The 21,480-nt window shown below is 61.1% G+C and carries 17 protein-coding genes, 1 tRNA gene, 1 other RNA gene and 1 riboswitch; all 19 genes read left to right on the forward strand.

The features are described from left to right. Positions 1–29 precede the first annotated feature (29 nt). The 19 genes from gluQRS to HMPREF2651_RS08180 all read left to right on the forward strand — a co-directional run bounded on the left by gluQRS (position 30) and on the right by HMPREF2651_RS08180 (position 21,381). Positions 30–989 (forward strand): tRNA glutamyl-Q(34) synthetase GluQRS, encoded by a 960-nt coding sequence (gluQRS, locus tag HMPREF2651_RS08085; protein ID WP_049181403.1) that lies wholly within the window; start codon positions 30–32, stop codon positions 987–989. A 401-nt stretch (positions 990–1,390) separates the two neighbouring features. Beyond that, positions 1,391–1,843 carry a flavodoxin family protein gene (locus HMPREF2651_RS08095; protein WP_049181406.1) on the forward strand — a complete coding sequence of 151 codons (453 nt, stop codon included), beginning with the start codon at positions 1,391–1,393 and terminating at the stop codon, positions 1,841–1,843. 38 nt (positions 1,844–1,881) lie between these two features. Beyond that, positions 1,882–3,138 (forward strand): Nramp family divalent metal transporter, encoded by a 1,257-nt coding sequence (locus HMPREF2651_RS08100; RefSeq protein WP_049181409.1) that lies wholly within the window; start codon positions 1,882–1,884, stop codon positions 3,136–3,138. Positions 3,139–3,253: 115 nt separating this feature from the next. Further along, a riboswitch (SAM riboswitch) is annotated at positions 3,254–3,374 on the forward strand. Between the two features lie 10 nt (positions 3,375–3,384). After that, on the forward strand, positions 3,385–3,738 hold the full coding sequence (locus HMPREF2651_RS08105; protein WP_038627330.1) for a hypothetical protein: 354 nt from the start codon (positions 3,385–3,387) through the stop codon (positions 3,736–3,738). A gap of 106 nt (positions 3,739–3,844) precedes the next feature. Then, positions 3,845–5,365, forward strand: a complete 1,521-nt coding sequence (locus tag HMPREF2651_RS08110; protein WP_049181416.1) for an AMP nucleosidase — start codon at positions 3,845–3,847, stop codon at positions 5,363–5,365. Positions 5,366–5,485: 120 nt separating this feature from the next. Beyond that, entirely contained in the window at positions 5,486–6,664 is a 1,179-nt protein-coding gene (locus tag HMPREF2651_RS08115) for an HNH endonuclease signature motif containing protein (protein WP_049181418.1), read from the forward strand. 37 nt (positions 6,665–6,701) lie between these two features. Then, the gene (locus HMPREF2651_RS08120) at positions 6,702–6,911 is read left to right on the forward strand and encodes a heavy-metal-associated domain-containing protein (RefSeq protein ID WP_038627335.1); all 210 of its coding nucleotides are present in this window, start codon (positions 6,702–6,704) and stop codon (positions 6,909–6,911) included. 24 nt (positions 6,912–6,935) lie between these two features. Continuing rightward, positions 6,936–9,134 (forward strand): heavy metal translocating P-type ATPase, encoded by a 2,199-nt coding sequence (locus HMPREF2651_RS08125; RefSeq protein ID WP_049181420.1) that lies wholly within the window; start codon positions 6,936–6,938, stop codon positions 9,132–9,134. A gap of 3 nt (positions 9,135–9,137) precedes the next feature. Then, the gene (locus HMPREF2651_RS08130; RefSeq protein WP_038627339.1) at positions 9,138–9,485 is read left to right on the forward strand and encodes a metal-sensitive transcriptional regulator; all 348 of its coding nucleotides are present in this window, start codon (positions 9,138–9,140) and stop codon (positions 9,483–9,485) included. 198 nt (positions 9,486–9,683) lie between these two features. After that, a tRNA-Ser gene (locus HMPREF2651_RS08135) sits at positions 9,684–9,769 on the forward strand. 204 nt (positions 9,770–9,973) lie between these two features. Beyond that, complete coding sequence (locus tag HMPREF2651_RS08140) at positions 9,974–11,323, forward strand: extracellular solute-binding protein (RefSeq protein ID WP_049181445.1); 1,350 nt, start codon at positions 9,974–9,976, stop codon at positions 11,321–11,323. Continuing rightward, positions 11,324–12,241, forward strand: coding sequence for a carbohydrate ABC transporter permease (locus HMPREF2651_RS08145; RefSeq protein ID WP_049181424.1), 918 nt, complete (start codon positions 11,324–11,326; stop codon positions 12,239–12,241). Positions 12,242–12,253: 12 nt separating this feature from the next. Further along, positions 12,254–13,093 carry a carbohydrate ABC transporter permease gene (locus HMPREF2651_RS08150; protein ID WP_167836000.1) on the forward strand — a complete coding sequence of 280 codons (840 nt, stop codon included), beginning with the start codon at positions 12,254–12,256 and terminating at the stop codon, positions 13,091–13,093. Positions 13,094–13,111: 18 nt separating this feature from the next. Beyond that, entirely contained in the window at positions 13,112–14,269 is a 1,158-nt protein-coding gene (locus HMPREF2651_RS08155; protein WP_038627345.1) for an ABC transporter ATP-binding protein, read from the forward strand. A 56-nt stretch (positions 14,270–14,325) separates the two neighbouring features. Further along, positions 14,326–14,420, forward strand: an RNA gene (ffs, locus tag HMPREF2651_RS08160) — signal recognition particle sRNA small type. Between the two features lie 328 nt (positions 14,421–14,748). Further along, positions 14,749–16,218 carry a SulP family inorganic anion transporter gene (locus HMPREF2651_RS08165; RefSeq protein ID WP_070586023.1) on the forward strand — a complete coding sequence of 490 codons (1,470 nt, stop codon included), beginning with the start codon at positions 14,749–14,751 and terminating at the stop codon, positions 16,216–16,218. Between the two features lie 125 nt (positions 16,219–16,343). Continuing rightward, entirely contained in the window at positions 16,344–17,615 is a 1,272-nt protein-coding gene (locus tag HMPREF2651_RS08170; RefSeq protein WP_187402754.1) for an aspartate aminotransferase type Ic, read from the forward strand. A gap of 25 nt (positions 17,616–17,640) precedes the next feature. Beyond that, positions 17,641–18,366: a suppressor of fused domain protein gene (locus tag HMPREF2651_RS08175; RefSeq protein ID WP_049181430.1), complete on the forward strand. Its 726-nt coding sequence runs from the start codon at positions 17,641–17,643 to the stop codon at positions 18,364–18,366. 30 nt (positions 18,367–18,396) lie between these two features. Continuing rightward, positions 18,397–21,381, forward strand: coding sequence for a DNA polymerase III subunit gamma and tau (locus tag HMPREF2651_RS08180; RefSeq protein WP_049181431.1), 2,985 nt, complete (start codon positions 18,397–18,399; stop codon positions 21,379–21,381). Positions 21,382–21,480 lie beyond the last annotated feature (99 nt).

Genomic DNA, 21,480 nt, shown 5'->3' on the forward strand with positions numbered 1-21,480 from the left:
TTCAGCATATTTGGCGTTATTCTCGACCTATGTTTGGCTTCGCTCTTCAACCACATCAGAGACCTCCCACCGGCCGCTACGCCCCTTCGCCGACCGGTCGGCTGCACCTGGGAAACCTGCGCACCGCAGTGCTGGCCTGGGCGCACGCCCGCGCGCAGGGTGGCCGCTTCATCGTGCGTATCGAAGATATCGACCGCCAGCGCTCCCGCCCCGAGTATGAGGCGCAGCAGCTCGCCGATCTCGAGGCCATCGGCATCGACTGGGATGGCACGCCGGTCCGCCAGTCCGAACGCTCTGAGCTGTATGAATCCGCACTTGTCGACCTCACTCAGCGCGGCCTGACTTATCCCTGCTTCTGCACGCGCCGCGAAATCCTCGCCGCCTCCTCCGCGCCCCATGGCGTGCCAGGTCAGTATCCCGGCACGTGCCGTTCGCTTGACGACGAGCACCTCTCCGCGAAGAAGGCCGAATTTGCGGCGGCTGGGAGAAGGCCGTCGTTACGCCTGAAATCACAGGTGTGTGAGGGGACTGCGACCGATGAGCTGCATGGCGAGATTACCGCCCCGATCGATGACTTTGTCCTCCAGCGTGCCGATGGCATGTGGGCCTACAACCTCGCGGTCGTCGTCGATGATGCCGAGCAGGGTGTGACCGAGGTTGTGCGTGGCGATGATCTGATGTCCTCCGCCCCGCGCCAGGCGTACTTGGCTGGTCTTTTGGGGTATGCGACGCCTTCGTTCGTGCACGTTCCACTGGTGGTGAACTCTAAGGGGCGCCGGTTGTCCAAGCGTGATGGCGACGTGACTCTCGGCGAGGTGCCCGCGGATGCAGCGCAGCGGTGGATTCTGGGTTCGCTGAGTGGCGGTGGCGGTAACGGCAGTGATGGTGGCGATGGTAGTGATGGCGGCGCAGAACTTGACTCCATCGCTGACCTCCCGGAAGCTCTGCGTGCGGGTCTGGAAATTCCTCGCGGACAGGTGATTTTCTAGGGCCCGCCGAGAACTACGGCTAGTGCATACGTTAGGGGCAAGAGTGCGAAAGCAACTAGTGCCGTCGTAATTACCAAACCGTTTGACCGGGCTTTTAGCGCTGTTAGGAAGCCGATTAGGCCGAATCCGAAGACTCCGACAGAGAGGGGTATTGTCCAGGCATCGGAGAGTGCAGTGCTGACGAAAAACAGTCCAATGTAGCAAGTCAAGGCTAAGAGGAGTGTGGCAGCGGCGAGATTGTGGAAGCGATTCATCCTGGTGTCCTACTTCTCTATTCTCGTTGTTTGCATAGTTTATCCAGCACATTAATCGGGTTGGCGCTGCCTAGAGTGTGGTTCGCGCCGGGGTCTAGCTCGAGAAAAGCCACCGCACTCTCACTTTGACTTCGTTACCCTCGGGACATGCCTACTCTTCTTGTCGTCCACCATTCCCCAACCCCGCTCCTGCAGGAAGTCTTAAGCCACGTGCTCGAGGGCGCCAACGATCCCGCGCTAGAGGGCGTGGATGTCAAGGTCGTCGAGGCTCTCGATGCCACCATCGACGACCTGACCAGTGCTGACGCCATTCTGCTCGGCACCTCCGCCAACTTCGGTTACATCTCCGGCGCGCTGAAGCACTTCTTCGACACCACCTTCCGGGAGGCGCAGGAAGCCACTAAGGGGCTGCCATTTTCCTACTGGATCCGCGGCGGTTTCGACACCACCGGCGCGGAAAATGCCATGAAAACCATCACGACCGGCTACAAGTGGGAGCTTGCGGCCGAACCCGTCGTGTTTGTCGGTTCGCTTGACGACGACATCTCCGACCGCCTGGTAAATCTCGGTGGCACCATGGCTGCACAAATCTTGGGTTGATTGAACAATTGGTATCAATGTTGTGAAATAATGGTCCCATGAATGATTCAGGGACACAGGGGTCGCAAGTGACGTCGTCAAGCAAGCCCATGATGAGTCTGCTGGGGCCTGCGTTTGTGGCGGCGATTGCCTACGTGGACCCCGGAAATGTGGCTGCGAACCTGTCTGCGGGGGCTAGCTACGGGTATCTGCTGCTGTGGGTGCTGGTGGTGTCCAACCTCATGGCGATGGTTGTGCAGTACCTGTCGGCGAAGTACGGCCTGGTGACGGGGCGGTCGCTGACCGCAGGCGTTGCCGACCGCTTTGGTTCGAACCGGCCGGGGCGACTGGCGTACTGGGTGCAGGCCGAGATTGTGGCGGCAGCGACGGATGTGGCGGAAATTATTGGTGGTGCCACGGCGCTGTATCTGCTTTTCGGAACGCCGATGCTGCTTGGCGGCGTCATTGTCGGCGTGGTCTCGCTGGGGCTGTTGCTGCTGCAGGGTGGGCGTTCGCAACGCACTTTTGAAGGCGTGATTGTGGCGTTCCTGCTGGTCATTACGGTGGGGTTCCTGGCCGGGCTGTTTGTCACGGGCTTGAGTCTCGGGGAGATGGCCAGCGGAATTCTGCCACGCTTCCAGGGTGCGCACACCGTGGTACTGGCGGCGTCCATGTTGGGTGCGACCGTGATGCCGCATGCGGTCTACCTGCACTCCGGGCTGGTGCGCGACCGCGAGTACAAGGTGGAAGATGATGCCTCGCTGCGCCAACACCTGCGTGCCACGCGTATCGATGTATTCGGTGCGCTCGTGCTGGCTGGGTCGGTGAATATTGGCATGCTGTGTCTCGCAGCCGAAGCACTTCCGGGAGTGGAGGGGACCGACTCCATCGAAGGCGCGCACGCCGCCGTGACCAGCGCGCTCGGCCCTGTAGTGGGCGTGCTTTTTGCGGTTGGGTTGTTGGCCTCCGGGCTGGCGTCGTCCTCCGTCGGCTGCTACGCCGGCGACCTGATTATGCGCGACCTACTGAAGGTGCACGTGCCGATGCTGGTGCGCCGCATAGTCACCATCATTCCGGCGCTGCTCATTATCGCCAGCGGCGTGGAGCCGACGTGGGCGCTGGTGCTCAGCCAGGTGGTGCTGTCGATTGGTATCCCGTTTGCGCTGGTTCCGCTGGTGCGCATGACCTCCTCGCATGCCGAGATGGGTATCTGGGCCAACACCCCGCTACTGCGCCGGGTCGCGTGGGTTATCTGCGGACTCATCATCGCGCTCAACGTGGCGCTGGTGGTTCTGGTGCTGATGGGGAAGGGGTAGTCAGCGGGCGAGGTGGAAGGTAGTAGCTTCCGGGAGGGGGAGGTGGGGGCTTCGTCGTAAAGCGTGCGGGAGATGGTAGACAAAGCTGTCTAGTTGGTGTTAGGGTGGGCGACACGATCACAAGATATCGACGAGAAATGGCCTTTGACAGCGTCGATAGGCAACCGCCCGATTCGCGGACCCGGTGCCCCAAAGGAAGATCAGCCCCACAGACCGCCTGCGGGGAAGAGCGAATAGGAGCGCCAAATGCACACCACAATCAGCGACGTCCACATCATCCACCTCAGCCGTCACACCGCTGACCTCCTCGTCGACGGTCGACCCGTCGCCATCCGGCTGCAAGAAGCCGACATCGACCCCCACTCCCGGAATCTCGTCCAACTCCCCGTCGACCCCGCCTTCTACGCCACCCTCCGCGGCCAACAACGCGCCGACTACCTCAGCGCCCACGTCCGCGACGGCGTACGCTACGGTCGCATCCTCTGGCATGAGCTTGACGACGGCCGCCACTTCCTCACCATCCCCACCGTCGGTGGCTACCACGTGCACCAGGTCTTTGAAGTCCGCCGCAGCCGTGAGGGAGTGTGGAGTCGGCACTGAGCTTGGTGCAGTGAGCTTCGCGTGATGGACGCGGCGTTGCGTGGATGAGCGTGGTGATGAGCGCGGCGCGGATGCGAGCGGGAAACTCTCCGCCTAGCCTTGGGATATGCAGGTACGAGACTCCGCAACACCCCCGTTTTGGCCCACCGAAGGCGAAGGCGATTTCTATACCGACGCCGCCGCAGCCGTCGACCGGCTCACCGAAATCCACCGAGCGGGAATGGCCTACCTAATCGAGCAGTACACCGCCGCCACCGAAGGAAATTCCGGGAGTGGGCCAGTGCGCGCCTACTACCCCGAACTACGCTTCACCGTCCCGGTCGGTAGCGCCGTCGAGGATGTCGACCCCTCCCTGTCGCACGGCTTCGTCGACCGCCCGGGAGTGTATGCCACTACCATCACCCGCCCGGTGATGTTCCGCACCTACCTCATAGAGCAAATCACCGACCTGCTCACCAACCACGGCGGCGAAGTTGAGGTGCGCGTCTCCGACCAGCCCATCCCACTCCGGATGTGCCGCGGCTTCGATGCGGCCGCCGAGGAAGCGGCGAGGAGGGAAGGGGCGTCGGCAAGCATGTTGGCGGCAGTGGAGAAAACGTTTACCCCCATCGACTCCGCCTGCATCGACGACACCATCGCCGACGGTGAAGCCGATTACCTGGGCCTTCTCGTCAAACCCTTGAGCCTCTTTACCGCCCAGCGCATCGACCTCGCCCTCCAGCGCCTTGAGCACTACACCGGGTCGCACGCCGCAAACATCCAGCGCTTCGTACTGTTCACCAACTACCAGCTGCACACCGACGTGTTCCTCGAATATGCCGCCACCCTCACTCCCGGAAATCCGCACGGGTACACGGCGCTGGTGTGCCCGGGTGGGAAGCGCTACGACATCGGCGCCATCCCCACTCCCGGAATTTGCCGTGAGCACGCGCACGCCTCGCAGATGCCGGCGTACCACCTGCTTCGCGACGACAAATGCGGCATCACCATCATCGACATCGGTGTCGGCCCCTCCAATGCCAAAACCATCACCGACTGCCTCGCCGTCACGCGCCCGCACTGCTGGATGATGGTCGGACACTGCGCCGGCCTCGACGGCCGCATGCGCATCGGCGACATGATTCTCGCCAACGGTTACGACCGCGCTGACGGAGTCCTCGATAACTACGTGCCCCTGGAAAAGCCCATCCCGCCGATTGCGGAAATTCAGCTCGCCGTCACCAACGCGCTCGCCCGCGTCTCCGGGCTTTCCGGCGACGAACTGAAAAAGCGCCTGCGCACCGGCACCGTGCTGTCGACCTCCGATCGCAACTGGGAGTGGCGCTCCCAGACCGACCTCTACCGGGAGCTGCAGAAATCCACCGCCATCGGCGTCGAAATGGAATCCGCCACCATCGCCGCCAACGGCTACCGCTTCCGCGTGCCCTACGGCGCGCTGCTCAGCGTCTCCGACATGCCACTGCACGACAAACCCAAACTCCCGAAATCTGCCCGCGAGTTCTACCAATCCTCCAAGGAGGAGCACCTCATGGCCGCCGTGCGCGCGTGCGAGGACATGGCCACCGCTCCCGACACCCTCCACTCCCGGAAGTTGCGTCGGCCGGTGGGAGAGGTTGCGTTCCGGTAGGGCACTTTCGGGAGTGCGTCGTCAAGCCCGTTTGTGCAGATTGTGCATGCTTTACGACGGCTGTGGACAACGCCAAAAAGCGATTGAAGCCGTCCCCTCCCGGACGCTAGCCTTAGCCCCATGACGACATTGGGACTGCTCAGCGCGCTGGCGACACGGGGGATTGACGTGCTCGCCGACCTGCGCGCCGCACTCCCGGAAAAATCCACCGGGCACCGGGAGTTGGCGGCCAGCATCGGCTTCGACCCCTTCCGGCTCAAGCGCCTGCTGCGTTGCGCCGAGCGGCTGTTCGGCACCGTCGAGAAGGATGTTGATGTCGAATCCCGCGACAAAGCCGTCGCGATTGCCCGGGAGCTAAAGCTGTCGCTGGACACGGTCATGCAGATCGACAAGCGCTCCGGGCAGCTCAACAATGTCGAAATCCGGGAGTACTACCGCCTGGACTTCACCCGCGCCGCCGCGGCCTACGACTTCGAGGGCCTCGACACCTACATGCGGACCAAGGTCAAGGAGCTCAACCGCACCGACGAGCCGCCGCAGCACCTGCGCGCCCACGTCTCCCGGAATCCGGACATTCGCGGGATGAAGCACCTGCAGGTCACCGGTCCGGCGAACATGATTGACGACCTGGTCGCGCCGCTGACCGTGCGTGCAGCCGAAATCGCCAAAGCGCACGAGGACTACACCCGGGATCGGTGCGTCGGTCAAGCGCTGGCAGAGCGCCTGGCGCACGGGTCGGAAGGGCCGCTTGACGACGTCGATAAGCTCCGTTACCAGCCCGCGCTCATCGTAACCGCGCAAGACATCGTGGAGTACAGCCCGCGGTTTGCGGCGACCTCCAACGGCTCCGTCCTCACTCCCGGACAATTCGTCGAGGCGCTGCTCGCAGACACCGGCTGGGTGCTGGTCTACGACGAGCACAACACCCCGACCGACCTACTCCCGATGCACAACCCGCGCCTGGCGACGGAGGAGCAGCGCATTGCGATGATCCTCGACAACCCCATCTGTGCCTGGCCCGGGTGCCCGCGCCCCGCCCACGCCGGGCAGGCCCATCACCTGGTCGCCAGGAAAAACGGGGGCGCCACGACCATGGAAAACATGGTTATGACCTGCAAAGAGCACAACGCCGCCAACGATGACGACAGGCAAGGCCTCAACGGGCACCTCGAGCGTGACGACGGCTCCGGCGCGGTCTACCGTCACCCGCCGTCTCCGCACGCGCCGCCCGAATTCAACCTTGCCTTCCCAACAGCTCTCGCGGGGCGGGCCTACTCGGGCTACCGTCAGCGCGAATAGCTTTACATATATACCCGTAGGGGGTATATGTTGGGGTATGGCTAATCAAACTTTTACTGTTACTGGCATGACATGCGGGCACTGCGAGGCGTCGGTGCGGGAGGAAGTCTCTGAACTCCCGGGAATCACCGATGTCCAGGTTGACCGCTCCCGGAATTTCCTCTCCGTGACTTCGGAGGCAGACATCGACACCGCTGCCGTAATCGCAGCAGTGGATGAAGCTGGCTACAAGGCGGTCGCAAACTAACCCCCCAAAAAAAGAGGAAAGTAGATGTCCGAGCAGCAACTTCTCACTCTTGATATCCCCGTCGGCGGGATGACGTGTGCGTCGTGCGCAAACCGTATTCAACGCAAGCTGAACAAACTTGATGGAGTTAACGCGAGCGTGAACTATGCGACCGAGAAGGCGCATGTGGAGGCGCCGGCGGACATCAACCCGCAGCAACTCATCGACACGATCGTGGCGGCAGGTTACACCGCTGAGCTTCCGCAGGAGGAGTCCGAACAGGAACCGGAAGCTGCTCCCGAAGAAAAAGACCGGGAGCTGCAGGACCTGCGCAATCGCGTCGTCGGCGCTGTCATCCTCACGGTTCCCGTCATCGCGATGTCGATGATTCCTGCCCTCCAATTCACTAATTGGCAGTGGCTGTGCCTCACGCTCTCGGCGCCGGTCTTTGTGTGGGCCGGCTGGCCGTTCCATCGCGCGACGCTGAAGAACCTGCGTCATGGTGAAGTCACCATGGACACGCTGATCACCATGGGTACGACCGCCTCGTTCCTCTGGAGCGTCTGGGCGTTGTTCTTCGGGCGCGCCGGGCTGCCGGGGCTTAAGCACGAGTTCCACTTAACGGTCACTCCCGGCGATGCTGATATGAACATCTACCTCGAGGCGATGGCCGGCATCATCATGTTTGTGCTGCTCGGTCGTTATTTCGAGAAGCGTTCTAAGCGCAATGCTGGTCAGGCGCTCCGGGAGTTGATGAAGCTCGGCGCCAAGGAGGTCTCCGTTCTCGAAAGTTCGGGAGTGGAGAAGCGGCTGCCCGTGGAACAGCTCCGCCCGGGAGTGGTGTTCGTCGTTAGGCCTGGTGAGAAGATCGCGACGGATGGCGTTGTCGTGGAGGGTGCGTCGGCGGTGGATGCGTCGATGCTGACCGGAGAGCCGATGCCTGTCGAGGTTGGCCCTGGCGATGAGGTGACAGGGGCGACGATTAATACGTCTGGGCGGTTGCTCGTGCGGGCGACGCGCGTGGGCTCGGAGACGCAGTTGGCGCAGATGGCAGCGATGGTCGAGGCGGCGCAGACGGGCAAGGCACCGGTGCAGCGGCTAGCGGACCGGGTTTCGGGAGTGTTCGTGCCCGCCGTCATCGCGATCGCCGTGGTCACGCTCGGTGCGTGGTTGCTCACGGGGCACGGCGCGAGTGAGGCGGTCACGGCTGCGGTCGCCGTACTCATTATCGCGTGCCCGTGTGCGCTTGGCTTAGCGACGCCCACAGCGCTCCTGGTCGGCACGAGTGAAGGTGCCAAGGCGGGTGTGTTGCTGCGCGGCCCGGAGGTGCTGGAGTCGGCGCGGAAGGTCGACACGGTTGTGCTGGATAAGACCGGCACGGTGACTACGGGTGTGATGGAGTTGACGGAGGTTCCTCCCACTCCCGAAAATCTGGTGCCGCTTGCCGCTTCGGTGGAAGCGGCGTCGCACCACCCGATTGCGCAGGCAATTGTGCGTGCGGCGGATCCGGATTCCCTACTCCCGGTTTCTGATTTCCGGGATATTCCGGGAGTGGGGGTTGAGGGCACCGTAGACGGCCACCGCATCGAGGTCGGCCGCTCCGGGGAAAATTCCGGGAGTGGGGGGACGGTGGTTGCGGTGCGCCGCGACGGCGAGCTCCTGGGCACGTTGGAGGTGTCGGATTCGGTGAAGCCGACGTCGGCGGCTGCGGTCGCGAAATTCCGGGAGTGGGGGGTGCGGCCGATTCTGCTGACCGGCGACGCCGCCGGCCCTGCGTTTCGCGTTGCGGATAAGGTCGGTATTGCTCGCGAGGACGTGATTTCGGGAGTGATGCCGGAGGATAAGGTCGCGACGATTGAGAAGTTGCAGGCCAGCGGCGCGTCCGTGGCGATGGTCGGCGATGGCATTAATGATGCTGCGGCTCTTGCGCAGGCGGATTTGGGCATGGCGATGGGCACGGGCACCGATGTGGCGATGGAGGCCGCGGATATCACGCTGGTGCGTGGTGATTTGTTGGCGGCTGCGGATGCGCTGCGGTTGTCTCGCCGGACGCTCCGCACGATTCGGTCAAATCTTTTTTGGGCGTTTTTCTACAACGTTTTGGCAATTCCTGTCGCCGCACTGGGGTTGTTGAATCCGATGTTGGCTGGCGCTGCAATGGCGTTTTCGTCGGTTTTTGTGGTCGGCAACAGTCTGCGTCTGCGCGGTTTTTCTCCGAGTCAACTAGATAATCAAAAGGAGTAATTCATGAGTGAGTCTTGTTGTTCGTCTCAATCGCATTCGCTTGACGACGGTTCTTGCTGCCATGACACCACTGATCCCGGTTATCTTTCGGAGAAGCGGCGTTATGAGTCCCGTATTCGTCGCATTGAGGGGCAGGTTCGTGGCATTGGTCGGATGATTGAGAACGAAGAGTACTGTATCGATGTTTTGACCCAGATTTCGGCGGTGAATTCGGCGTTGAAGTCGTTGGCGTTGACTCTTCTGGATGCTCATCTTCATCACTGTGTGGTGCATGCGGCTGAGGGTGGCCAGGAGGAGTTGGATGCCAAACTGGAGGAGGCCTCGGCGGCAATCGCTCGGCTGGCTAAGTAACTCCCGGAAAAATTCCGGGAGTGGGGTGGCCGTCGTGAAGCGAAACGGCGGTCAGCGGTCGGTGGTCGGGTGCCGTCTTTTGCTTTCGGTTGTTGGTTGCACTGGTGGTGTCGATAGTGCCACTTGAATTCTACGTTTCCCCTGTTCGTCGGCGTGTTTTGGGAAAATCGGATTTGTTGGGTAGTCTTTAACGACGTTGGAGGATTCGACTAGCGGCCTATGTCACACGCCTGGAACGCGTGCGGGAGTCACATCCCTCGTGGGTTCAAATCCCACATCCTCCGCAGATTGAAAACCCCCGGTTATCGCCGGGGGTTTTCTTATGTTTTCAGCCATATACGCCACTCCCGGAGTACAGTTAGTTTTGTACGTCGAAGCACGGAGTGGTCATTATGTTTAATAAGCGCCCGAGAATCCGAAGAGCCGGTCGAGACCGTACAGGTGCTCCTTTCGGCTCTTTAGGTTCTAGCCGGAAATTACGAGCTGCCATCGCGGCGGTGTCGGCTGTATCGCTCGCCACGCTGGTGGCGGGTTGTGGTTCGGAGGCTCAGCAGGATTCGGCGCCGGTACTGCGGATTATGGGTCCGGCGGATGGTTCGGATCAGTATGCGCAGGCGGCGCAGAAGTGCTCGGATGCGTCGGGCGGGAAGTATCGCCTGGAGTATGACATTTCGGCGAAGCAGACTGATGATCAGCGTCTTCAGTTGGCTCGTCGCATTGTGGGCGGGGATTCCTCGTTCGACATTATGGGCCTTGATGTGACGTGGACTCCGGAGTTCGCGGAGGCGGGCTGGGCGCTCCCACTCCCGGAAGATATGGCCGAGCGCGTTACGGAGGGTACCCTGTCGGGTCCGTTGGACACTGCGACGTGGCAGGATCAGCTCTACGGGGCGCCGTTGAATACGAATACGCAGCTCCTGTGGTACCGAAAGTCGCTGGTAGATGGCCCGCCGAAGACGTGGGATGACTTAATCGCGACGGGGGAGAGGCTCGCCGATGAGGGCAAGGCGTCGATGATTGGCGTCCAGGCTGCCCAGTTTGAGGGCTCGGTGGTGTGGCTCAATTCGATGACCGCGTCGGCGGGCGGTCAGCTGGTCGCGCCGGATGGGCAGTCGGTCACGATCGCGGATAACGATGCCGCGGAGCGCGCCCTGGACACCATGCACCGCGTGGCCACGGCGAAGGGGCATGACCCGTCGATTTCGCAGTCGGATGAGAACCAGGCTCGTCTGGCATTTGACCGCGGCGATGCATTTGCGCAGGTGAATTACCCATTTGTTTATGCCGGTGCGAAGGAGAAGGCGGAGTCGGGAAATCAGGTGGCCAAGGAGGTCTTCGAAGACATGGCCTGGACCACCTACCCGGCGATGGATGAGGGCACACCGGCGCAGGTCACGATTGGTGGCCTTAACCTTGCGGTGCCGTCGACGTCGAAGCACCCGGAGCTCGCTTTCGAGGCCATCGACTGCCTGCGCAATGAACAAAACCAGCTCAACAACGCGTTGAAGGGTGGTCTGCCGCCGACGTTGACGAGGCTTTACACGCAGGCCACGGATGAATTCAAGGAGGAATACCCGTTTTACCGCGAGATCTACGAGCAGTTGAACACGTTGGAGGAATCCGATTCGGCTGAGCTGTCGCAGGAGGAGCGGGCGCTGTTACCGTCGCCACGCACGGCCGGTGTGGTGACGCGCCCGAAGTCCCCTGCTTACCAGTCGTTGTCGATTTTGATGGCGTCGCGCATTAGTCCACCGGAGGATGTTGATGCGAAGTCGCTGGTCGGCACGCTTGATGAGGAACTTCAGGCGGCCGTAAACTCGGAAGGCCTGGTGCCGTAAATGTCTGATAAATCTACGAAAACTAAGTCCACGCTTTCCGACGGGCGCCGCGCCGAGCGTCGCCTCGGTCTGCTGTTGGTGGCTCCTGCGCTGATTTTGATGCTGGCGGTGACGGCGTACCCCATTGGGTACGCGATTTGGCTGTCGCTGCAGCGCTATGACCTGCGTTTCCCCGATGACCGCGAGTTTATCGGCCTGCAGAACTACGCATCCGTGTTGACCAGTAGTTATTGGTGGGAAGCGCTGGGTGTGACGGCCTTTATCACGCTGGTTTCGGTAGCGGTTGAACTGGTGCTTGGCATGGCTATCGCGATGGTGATGTACCGCGCGATTTTCGGCCGCGGCCTGATCCGCACGGTGGTGTTGATTCCGTACGGCATCGTCACGGTGGCGGCGGCGTACTCGTGGAATTACGCGTGGACGCCGGGGACGGGCTATCTCGCTAATTTGCTTCCCGACGGCACCGCGCCGCTGACGGAGCAATGGCCGTCGATATTTATCATTATCGGTGCTGAAATTTGGAAGACGACTCCATTCATGGCGCTGCTGCTTCTTGCGGGTCTGGCGCTGGTGCCTGACGACGCGCTGAAAGCGGCCGAGTTGGATGGCGCGGGCTTCTGGCAGCGCTTTTTCAAGATCACTCTGCCGCTGATGAAGCCATCGATTGTGGTGGCTCTGCTGTTCCGCACTCTGGATGCTTTCCGAGTGTTCGACAACATCTACATTCTGACCAAGGGCAATAATGGCACTGGTTCGGTGTCGATTCTGGGTTACAACAACCTGTTTAAGGCGTTCAACCTGGGTATTGGTTCAGCAATTTCGGTGTTGATCTTCGTGTGCGTGGCGCTGATTGCAATTGTGTTCGTCAAGGGCTTCGGGGCCTCGTCGCCAGGCGCGGCCGCGGGCAAGAATAATTAGGAGGCGATTGCAGTGCACAACACGGATAAGACACCGAAGCAACGCGTCGCATGGACAATCGGCATCGCTTTGGTGGTCATTTACGCGCTGGTGCCGGTGCTGTGGATTGCCAGCTTGTCGTTCAAGCCGACAACCGATCTGCACGATGGCCACTTCATCCCGCGCAATTGGACGTTGGATAACTACCGCGGCATCTTCCAGACCAGTGAATTTACCCGCGCGCTGATCAACTCGATTGGTATTGGGCTGATTACAACGCTTTTGGCGGTAATTGTCGGCACGATGGCGGCCTACGCAATCGCTCGCCTGGAGTTTCCGGGCAAGTCGGTGATTTTGGGAGTCTCGCTGCTGATTGCCATGTTCCCGCAGGTCTCTCTGGTCAGCCCGTTGTTCGACATCGAGCGCAAGCTCGGTCTGTTCGACACCTGGCCGGGCCTGATTCTGCCGTACATCACTTTCGCACTTCCGATGGCGATCTTTATTCTGTCCTCCTTCTTCCGGGAGATTCCCTGGGAGCTGGAGAAGGCGGCGCAAATGGACGGCGCGACCCCTTTCCAGGCATTCCGCCTGGTGGTGGCGCCGCTGGCGATTCCGGGAATTGTCACCGCTGCAATTCTGGTGTTCATCTTCGCGTGGAATGACTTCCTGTTGGCGGTGTCGTTGACCTCGACGGAGGCGGCACGTACGGCACCGGCGGCGATGGCGAACTTCACCGGCTCGTCGCAGTTCGAGGAGCCGACCGGTTCCATCGCGGCGGCCGCGATTGTCATCACCATTCCGATTGTCATCTTTGTGGTTATTTTCCAACGTCGAATTGTCGCTGGTCTTACCTCCGGCGCAGTGAAGGGCTAAAGAAGGTTAGGGCTAAAAATGGCTGAAATTGAACTAAAGCACGTGTACAAGCGCTTTCCTGATGGTCACATCGGTGTGGAAGACGCGAATCTCAAAATCGACGACGGCGAGTTCATCATCCTCGTCGGCCCCTCCGGTTGCGGTAAGTCGACGATGCTGAACATGATTGCAGGGCTGGAGGACATCTCCGAAGGTGACCTGCTCATCGACGGCGAGCGCATGAACGATGTCGCTCCGAAGGACCGTGATATCGCCATGGTGTTTCAGTCCTACGCGCTGTACCCGCACATGAACGTCCGCGAGAACATCGCTTTCCCGCTCAAGCTGGCAAAACTGCCGAAGAAGGAGATCGAGAAGAAGGTCAACGAGGCCGCCGAAATTCTCGATCTGACGGAGTTCCTCGACCGCAAGCCCGCGCATCTCTCGGGTGGTCAGCGTCAGCGCGTGGCGATGGGCCGCGCCATCGTCCGCCGACCGAAGGTCTTCCTCATGGACGAGCCGCTCTCAAACCTGGACGCCAAGCTCCGCGTCCAGATGCGCACCGAAATTGCCCAGCTGCAGGAACGCCTCAGCACCACCACTGTCTACGTCACCCACGATCAAACTGAGGCCATGACGTTGGGCGACCGCGTCGTCGTGCTGAAAAAGGGCGTTATCCAGCAAATTGGCGCTCCGCAAGAGCTCTACCACCGACCGGTCAACGTCTTCGTCGCCGGCTTCATCGGCTCGCCCGCCATGAACTTCCTGCCTGCCACTGTGCTTGACGACGGCCACAGCGTCGACACCGCCCTGGGCCACCTGCCACTCCCGGAAAAATTTGCCCCGGGCCGGAAGGCTATCGTCGGCTTGCGACCAGAGGCTTTCGAAGACGCCGCCCTGACCGACGACAATTGCGATGCACCAACGGTCGAGGTCGAGGTGTCCGTCCTGGAGGCGATGGGCTCCGAGCAGTTCATCCACTTCCCACTCCCGGAAATTGATTTGAAGGGTCATGCCGCAGCTGAGGAGGCTGGCCTGGCGGATAACCCGCATGCCATGTTGGTGGCTCGAGTCGATGCGGAGTCGAATGTGCGTCGAGGTCAGAAGATTACGTTGGCCATCAACACGGACAAGTTGAATGTCTTTGATTCTGAGTCAGGTGAGAACTTGGCGTTGAAGGCTAAGAACCAAGACTAAAACTGTTGGCCTGGCAGTGGTGTGACTTTTTGTACGTAGCTGTAGTAGGCTGTCTTCACGGATCCCATGTGGCGTCCATCTCGTGAACTCCCCCAGGGCAGGAATGCAGCAAGGGTCAGCGAGCTCTGACGGGTGCGTGGGGTCCCCTTTTTTATCCCCGGCGTTCTTCTGGCACTTGTGGCAAGGTTTCGGGCACTTGTCAACGGTTTCCTGTGACCTATCGATGTTTTTCGGCACTTATCCCCGCGATATTGGCCAGGCCATTTCACCTATCGATGAGCTATTCACTTATGGCCACGCTGCAGCGCATCGATAGGTGAATACCTTGGCCACAAGTGGTCGCGTTTCGCGTTCGCTGGTCTGGAAGAATACTGTGTATGAGCGATGCCAACGACATGCGAGTGCCACCGCAGGCAACACGAGAACCGCTAGAAACTCCAGAACCGCAACAGCCACAGGCCCGAGAAGTCCCAGCCCCGATGGGCGTGTGGGACTCCTTCCGGTTCGCAGTTTCTTCACCGAAGCGCCTGCGCACCGAGCTGCTGGCCGGCGCAGCGGTGTCGTTCGCGCTGATCCCCGAGGTCATTTCGTTTTCCATCTTGGCGGGCGTGGACCCGGCGGTGGGGCTGTTTAGCTCGGTGATTATGGCCATCGTGATTGCCTTCACGGGTGGTCGCCCGGCCATGATTACCGCTGCCGCTGGTTCGGTTGCGCTCGTCGTCGCGCCGTTGTCGCGGACGTACGGGATGGATTACCTGATTCCGACGGTGTTGCTCGCGGGCGTGTTGCAGATTGCTTTTGCGGCGTTGGGGATCGCTAAGCTGCAGCGTTTCATTCCGCGTGCGGTCATGATTGGCTTTGTCAACGCGCTGGGCATCCTCATTTTCACCGCGCAGCTGGAGCATCTCATCGATGTGCCGTGGCTGGTGTATCCGCTGGTCGCTCTGGGTATTGCGATTATGGTGTTCCTGCCCCGCGTGTTCACCGCGATTCCGGCTCCGCTGGTAACTGTGCTCGTCGTCACGCTTGTTGCGGTGTTGGCGGATTGGCGCGTGCCGAACGTGAGCGATATGGGTGAGCTCCCGGAATCTCTCCCGCAGCTGCTGATTCCGAATGTGCCCCTGACCTGGGAGACTCTGCAGCTGATTGCGCCGTATGCGGTGGGCGTGGCGATTGTCGGCATCATGGAATCGCTGATGACGGCGAAGCTCGTGGACGACATCACCGACACGCATTCGGACAAGACCCGTGAGACGTGGGGACTCGGTGTCGCGAATATCGCGGGCGGTTTCTTCGGCGGTATCGCTGGCTGCGCGATGATTGGTCAGACGATGGTGGGTGTGAAGGAATCGTCGGGACGCACTCGCTTGACGACGCTCTTTTCCGGCGTCTTCCTGCTCATTCTGGTCCTTCTGCTCAGTTCCGCAGTCGGTGCGATTCCGATGGCGGCGCTGGTTGCGGTGATGGTCGTGGTGTCGGTGGACACGGTCGATTGGCGCTCGATTTCCCCGCGGACATTGCGCCTGATGCCGCGTTCGGAGACGGTGGTGATGCTGGTGACGGTCATCGCCACGCTGGCGACGGATAACCTCGCCATCGGCGTAGTTTCGGGTGTGGTCGTGGCGTCGCTGATGTTCGCGCGCCGTGTCGCTCACCTGGTCAGGATCGAAGTGCTTGACGACGACCCCAGCGCCCACTCCCGGACGTACAAGGTGCGGGGTCAGCTGTTCTTCGCCTCCAGTAACGACCTGGTGTACCAGTTCGACTACACCGACCCTGCGCAGCGCATTGTGATCGACATGTCGGAGGCCGAAATTTGGGATGCTTCCACGGTGGCGGCATTGGATTCGGTGCGGGTCAAGTTTGCTGACCGGGGCAAAGAGGTGGAATTTATCGGCTTGGAGGGGCCGAGTAAGCAGCGTCTGGATGCTCTGTCGGGGAAGTTGTAGAAATCCCAATCCGGAGTATGCCTTACACTTAGTTGCAAAGCCAGATGCGGCGCGGGGAAAAGGTTTTCCGTGCCAGGTTTGTCAGGTTTTAACTTATGTCCGATACCTGGGAGGGTGCGTACACCATGGCCGTGGATTCCTTTGATGTTCAGCAGTTGGCGGCACACAAGGATGAGTTTGCGAAGGCATATGAGGAACTGAAGTCCCGTAACCTCGCACTGAATTTGACTCGTGGCAAGCCGTCGTCGGAGCAGCTTGATTTCGCGAATGCCCTGCTGGGTCTCCCGGCGCCGGATTACATTTCGGTTTCTGGGGAGGACGTCCGCAATTACGGCAACGCCAAGGGTATTACTGATATCCGCGCTATCTGGGCGGAACTGATGGATCTGCCGGTGGAAAACGTCCTGGCACAGGATGCTTCCAGCCTGAACATCGAGTTTGACCTGATTTCGTGGGCCATGCAGTTCGGCAACGTCGACTCGGAACGCCCGTGGAACGAGGAGCCGGTGCTTAAGTGGCTGTGCCCGGTTCCGGGGTATGACCGTCACTTTTCCATTACGCAGCACTTCGGCATTGAGATGATCCAGGTGCCGCTGAACGAAGACGGTCCGGATATGGATGTCGTGGAGAAGCTGGTTGCCTCTGACCCGCAGATTAAGGGCATGTGGAATGTCCCGATGTTCTCGAACCCGACGGGCGTGACCTACAGCGCTGAGGTCTGCCGCCGTCTGGTCCAGATGGAAACCGCTGCTCCGGATTTCCGTCTGATGTGGGATAACGCCTACATGGTTCACACGCTGACGGATGAGTTCCCGGAGATTCACAACGTCATTAAGTGGGCGGAAGAGGCGGGCAATCCGAACCGCGTGTGGGCATTCGGCTCGACCTCGAAGATTACCTTCGCTGGTGCCGGCGTTGCTTTCTACGCTTCTTCGGATGCCAACTTGGAGGATTACCTCAAGCACGCTGGTATCCGCGGCATTGGCCCGAACAAGGTCAACCAGCTGGCTCACGCCAAGTTCTTCGGTGACGCGGAGGGTGTGCGCGAGCAGATGCGCCGTCATGCAGGGTCGCTGGCTCCGAAGTTTGAGAAGGTTCTGCAGATTCTGGATGAGCGCCTGACGGAGTACGGCGTGGCAGAGTGGTCGAAGCCGACCGGCGGTTACTTCATCAACCTCGACGTGGTTGATGGCACCGCTCGTCGCGTGGTGGAGCTGGCAAAGGAGGCCGGCATTGCGCTGACCGGTTCGGGTTCTTCCTTCCCGCTGAAGCAGGATCCGAATGACCGCAACATCCGCCTGGCACCGTCGCTGCCTCCGATGGAAGAGCTCGAGGTTGCTATGGACGGCGTCGCTACCTGTGTGCTGCTCGCCGCCGCCGAGAAGGCGACTGCGTAGGCCAGGTAGGTCGGGATAGGACTATATGAACTTCGAAGAGACGAAGTTTTGGATCTCCGGGCTTTTCCCCGGAGAACCTGAGGTCGGCGAGTATGTGACGGAGCTGCCGGCCAGTGGTCGGCACGGGCAGGAACACGATTCGGCTCCACTTCGGGTCGCTGAGTTCCCGCTTTACGACGAGCCGGACGGCCAAGCGAACGAGCGTCGTCCGGAAACGGCAGCCGCCACGGTGGAGTTGGGTCGCAACTACTGTGGCCTAACGGGTGCCGCGCAGACCGATATCCGTGTGGAGCTTTTCGCCGTCGCCTACGCGGGCTTTCCCGTGGCCACCATGGTCGCGGCCGCGGGAGCGCTGGTGGAGGAAGAGCCGGAGTTTCTCTCGCCAATTCCGGGCCGTGTCATCCCGAATGCGGTGCGGCTGGTGTCCGATCGGGTTGCCGAGGTAGGGGAGTCGTCGTCAAGCACTGCCTTTACCGTGGCGCACGTGCTGTGCACGGTGCCGTATGTGTGGAGCGACGGGGTGCCAAATGTGTCTGAGATGCCGGGCAAGATCAGCCTGCATGAGGGCGATGTGGAGTCGCCGCAGGGACGCATGACCACGATGACGCAACTGGTGCCAATTACGGATGCGGAGCTGGTGTTTTATGAGCAGCAGGGGCCGCAGGCGCTGATGCAGAAGTTGGCCGAAGTAGATGCTGACCTGCGGGATTGGTGCCGTGATTCGGTTGTTTCCCAGGAGGGTTCGAACTAGCCGGTCCGGGGTGGAAGGTAGGCTGAGCACGTGGCTCTGTATAGGAAGTATCGTCCGGCATCGTTCGCCGAAGTGGTGGGGCAGCGGCACGTAACTGACCCGCTGTCGGCGGCGTTGGAATCTCGGGATGCGCAGGGGCGTCCCAACCGCATTAACCATGCGTATTTGTTTTCCGGGCCGCGTGGCTGTGGCAAGACCTCGTCGGCGCGCATTATGGCGCGCAGTTTGAACTGTGCGGAGGGGCCGACGGCCACACCGTGTGGCCAGTGTGCGTCGTGTCGTGCGTTGGCGCCGGGTGGTCCGGGCAATTTGGACGTTATTGAGCTGGACGCGGCTTCCCACAACGGTGTGGAAGATATGCGTGAGCTGCGGGAAAAGGCTATCTTCCAGCCGGCGGAGTCGCGCTACCGCATCTTCATTATTGACGAGGCACATATGATTACCGCCTCGGGTTTCAATGCGCTGTTGAAGATTGTGGAGGAGCCACCGGAGCACCTCATCTTCATTTTTGCGACCACGGAGCCTGAGCGTGTGCTGCCGACGATTCGCTCCCGTACGCATCACTACCCGTTCCGGTTGCTGACTCCGCCGGATATGCGCGGGTTGCTTGAACGTGTGGTGACGGCCGAGGGCGTGCAGGTGGACCCGGACGTGTATCCGCTGGTCATCCAGGCCGGTGGTGGTTCGCCGCGTGATTCGCTGTCGATTATGGATCAGTTGATCGCTGGCTCCGGCACCGATGGCGTGGATTATGAAACTTCTGCGGCCATTCTCGGTGTCACTGACAGCGTGATTATCACGGATGCGATCGAGGCGCTGGCAGCTGGTGATCGCGCGGCCATGTTTAGTGTGGTCGGGCGTGTGATTATGTCGGGTCAGGATCCGGCGCGGTTTGCCTCGGATCTCCTTGGACGGGTGCGTGATTTGCTGGTGCTCTCGGCGGTGCCGAATGCGCTGGAGCAGGGTCTTGTGGAGATTCCGGAGAGCCAAATCGACGGTGTCCTGGAGCAGGCCGGGACAATTCCCCCGGCGACGCTGACGCGCTTCACGCAGGTGCTCTCTGATGGTCTGCGGCACTTCCGCGGCGTGACGTCGCCGCGTTTGCTGCTCGAGGTTCTCTGTGCGCGCATGCTCCTGCCCGCTACCGAAGATTCGGTGGAGTCGCTGCTGCAGCGCGTAGAAGCATTGGAGCACGGCAGGCCCGCGCTTGCCGACGGTTCGGGGGCTGCAACGCCCGCAGCGGCACCGGTGTCTTCCGATGCGGGTGCGGCTGAAGCGTCGCCGATGCAGTCTGGCCAGTCGGCTCGGGAGGCATGGCGTCAGCGGAATGCCCAGCGGAAGAAGGGTGCGCAGTCGGTTTCGGTCACTCAGCGCGGACGTACTGAGCAAGCAGCGCATGTGCCGTCCCAGGCACAGCCAGAACCCCAGCCGGAACCGCAGCCTAAGGTTCAGTCGGAACCCGTTGAGCAGCAATCGGCGCCAGCGGCAGCGGTGTCGCAGGAGTCGGTAACTGAGCCGAAGCCTGCACCAGAAGCACCTACTGCGCCCGCTGAGCAGCCTGAGCAGCCTACGCAGGCTACGCCGGCCGAATCAGTTGAGCAGTCACAGCAGACCGAACAACTGCAGCAGCCGGAATCGGCTGAGCAGCCGTTGTCCGAGGAAGAGGCTCAGGCAGAGAAGATTCGTGAGTTCCGTCGGAAGATGGCGGAGCATGCCCGGATTAGCGAGCAGCAGACTCGGGCGCAGCTTGCACAGGAGCGTGAGCAGCAGACTCGTGAGCGTGAGGGTGAAGGCGGCTCGATGTCGATTGTCGAGGAGGAGCCAGTTGTCTCTTCCTCGCCAACGCACTCTGAACAGCCAACCCAGCCGACTCAGGCCGCACAGTCTGAACAGCCAACCCAGCCCGAGCAATCAGCCGAGTCGGCACGGCCAACTCAGGCCGCCCAGCCCGAGCAGCCTGAACAGCCAGTTCACAAGCCGGAACCAGAATCGCAGCCGGAGCCCGAACCTGCACCCGCTCGTATCGAGCAAATCCGCGAGCGCTGGCAGGACATCCTTGCAGCTGTTGACGGCCCGCACGCGTTCCCCATTCGCGTGCTAGCTGAACAGGCAGTGCCACTCGATGTCGAAAATGACAGGCTCATCATCGGGCACAGCACAGGAGCGCTCGCTACCAGGCTAAACACACCGGATTACGCACAGGCACTGTCCGCTGCCGTGAAGCAGGTGACGGGCTTCAATGGTCAGGTGCACTGTGTCGTCGGTACGCGCCCGCGCGCACCGCGGTCAACAGCTACGAGTGGTGTTGCTGGGGAGGATGATTCGTCGTCAAGAGGTTCGTCCTTGCCGAACGACACCGCCCCTGCACCGACACCAGCAGCGCCAGCGCAACCAGAGACATCTGAGCAGCGGGAACAGCAGACGCAGTCAGAGCCAGCACCGCGCCCGCAGCGATCGTCGGCCTACGCGTCTGTTGCTGAGCGCCGCGCAAAAATCGAGGCTGCCAAGCGTGCTGCGATGGGGCACCAGGCAGGTCACGACCAGCCAGCGCAGCCACATCAGCAAAGCCAGCCAAATCAACCAGCTCAGCCAAGCCAACCGACTCAGCCGAACCCGAACTCGGTCCATCAACAGCCGCAACAGCAGCCAAACCAGCCGCAGCCGCAGTCGTTCCTGCGCGCGGCGCAGGCCAACGCCCAGGCAAATGCCCAAGCTCAGGCCAATCAGGATTCGGGCTTCGGCGGCGTCCCGCTGCCGCCAGAACCGATGGAGGAGTTCGCTCCACCAGAGGGCGCAGAGAGCGCAGGGGGCTACGGCTTGCACACCCCGTCCAACGCCAACACCACCTACAACCCGGTTTCCCAAAACCCGCAGGACAACAACTACGAAGAGGACACCTCCGAGTATTTCGAGGCCGCGAACGAGGCCGGGTCGCTCGATCACCGTTCGCTAAAGGACGTGGTCATGGAGATGCTGGAAAAGGAGCTGGGAGCTAAACCGTTAGAAGATCGCTAGAGCCGTTAGAATGGGGCGGCGACGCGCGTCGTAAAGCAAGGGCGATAGGCCTTTAAGCGTGCGCGTAATTACAAATCAGCACGTAAAAGCACAATAGTT

The sequence above is a fragment of the Corynebacterium sp. HMSC063A05 genome, assembly GCF_001809695.1.
Classification (GTDB): domain Bacteria; phylum Actinomycetota; class Actinomycetes; order Mycobacteriales; family Mycobacteriaceae; genus Corynebacterium; species Corynebacterium amycolatum.

What these genes read in the sequence shown, in the direction of transcription:
- gluQRS (WP_049181403.1), top strand. Translation starts at nt 30, where the DNA reads ATGTTTGGCTTCGCTCTTCAACCACATCAGAGACCTCCCACCGGCCGC.
- HMPREF2651_RS08095 (WP_049181406.1), top strand. Translation starts at nt 1,391, where the DNA reads ATGCCTACTCTTCTTGTCGTCCACCATTCCCCAACCCCGCTCCTGCAG.
- HMPREF2651_RS08100 (WP_049181409.1), top strand. Translation starts at nt 1,882, where the DNA reads ATGAATGATTCAGGGACACAGGGGTCGCAAGTGACGTCGTCAAGCAAG.
- HMPREF2651_RS08105 (WP_038627330.1), top strand. Translation starts at nt 3,385, where the DNA reads ATGCACACCACAATCAGCGACGTCCACATCATCCACCTCAGCCGTCAC.
- HMPREF2651_RS08110 (WP_049181416.1), top strand. Translation starts at nt 3,845, where the DNA reads ATGCAGGTACGAGACTCCGCAACACCCCCGTTTTGGCCCACCGAAGGC.
- HMPREF2651_RS08115 (WP_049181418.1), top strand. Translation starts at nt 5,486, where the DNA reads ATGACGACATTGGGACTGCTCAGCGCGCTGGCGACACGGGGGATTGAC.
- HMPREF2651_RS08120 (WP_038627335.1), top strand. Translation starts at nt 6,702, where the DNA reads ATGGCTAATCAAACTTTTACTGTTACTGGCATGACATGCGGGCACTGC.
- HMPREF2651_RS08125 (WP_049181420.1), top strand. Translation starts at nt 6,936, where the DNA reads ATGTCCGAGCAGCAACTTCTCACTCTTGATATCCCCGTCGGCGGGATG.
- HMPREF2651_RS08130 (WP_038627339.1), top strand. Translation starts at nt 9,138, where the DNA reads ATGAGTGAGTCTTGTTGTTCGTCTCAATCGCATTCGCTTGACGACGGT.
- HMPREF2651_RS08145 (WP_049181424.1), top strand. Translation starts at nt 11,324, where the DNA reads ATGTCTGATAAATCTACGAAAACTAAGTCCACGCTTTCCGACGGGCGC.
- HMPREF2651_RS08155 (WP_038627345.1), top strand. Translation starts at nt 13,112, where the DNA reads ATGGCTGAAATTGAACTAAAGCACGTGTACAAGCGCTTTCCTGATGGT.
- HMPREF2651_RS08165 (WP_070586023.1), top strand. Translation starts at nt 14,749, where the DNA reads ATGGGCGTGTGGGACTCCTTCCGGTTCGCAGTTTCTTCACCGAAGCGC.
- HMPREF2651_RS08170 (WP_187402754.1), top strand. Translation starts at nt 16,344, where the DNA reads ATGGCCGTGGATTCCTTTGATGTTCAGCAGTTGGCGGCACACAAGGAT.
- HMPREF2651_RS08175 (WP_049181430.1), top strand. Translation starts at nt 17,641, where the DNA reads ATGAACTTCGAAGAGACGAAGTTTTGGATCTCCGGGCTTTTCCCCGGA.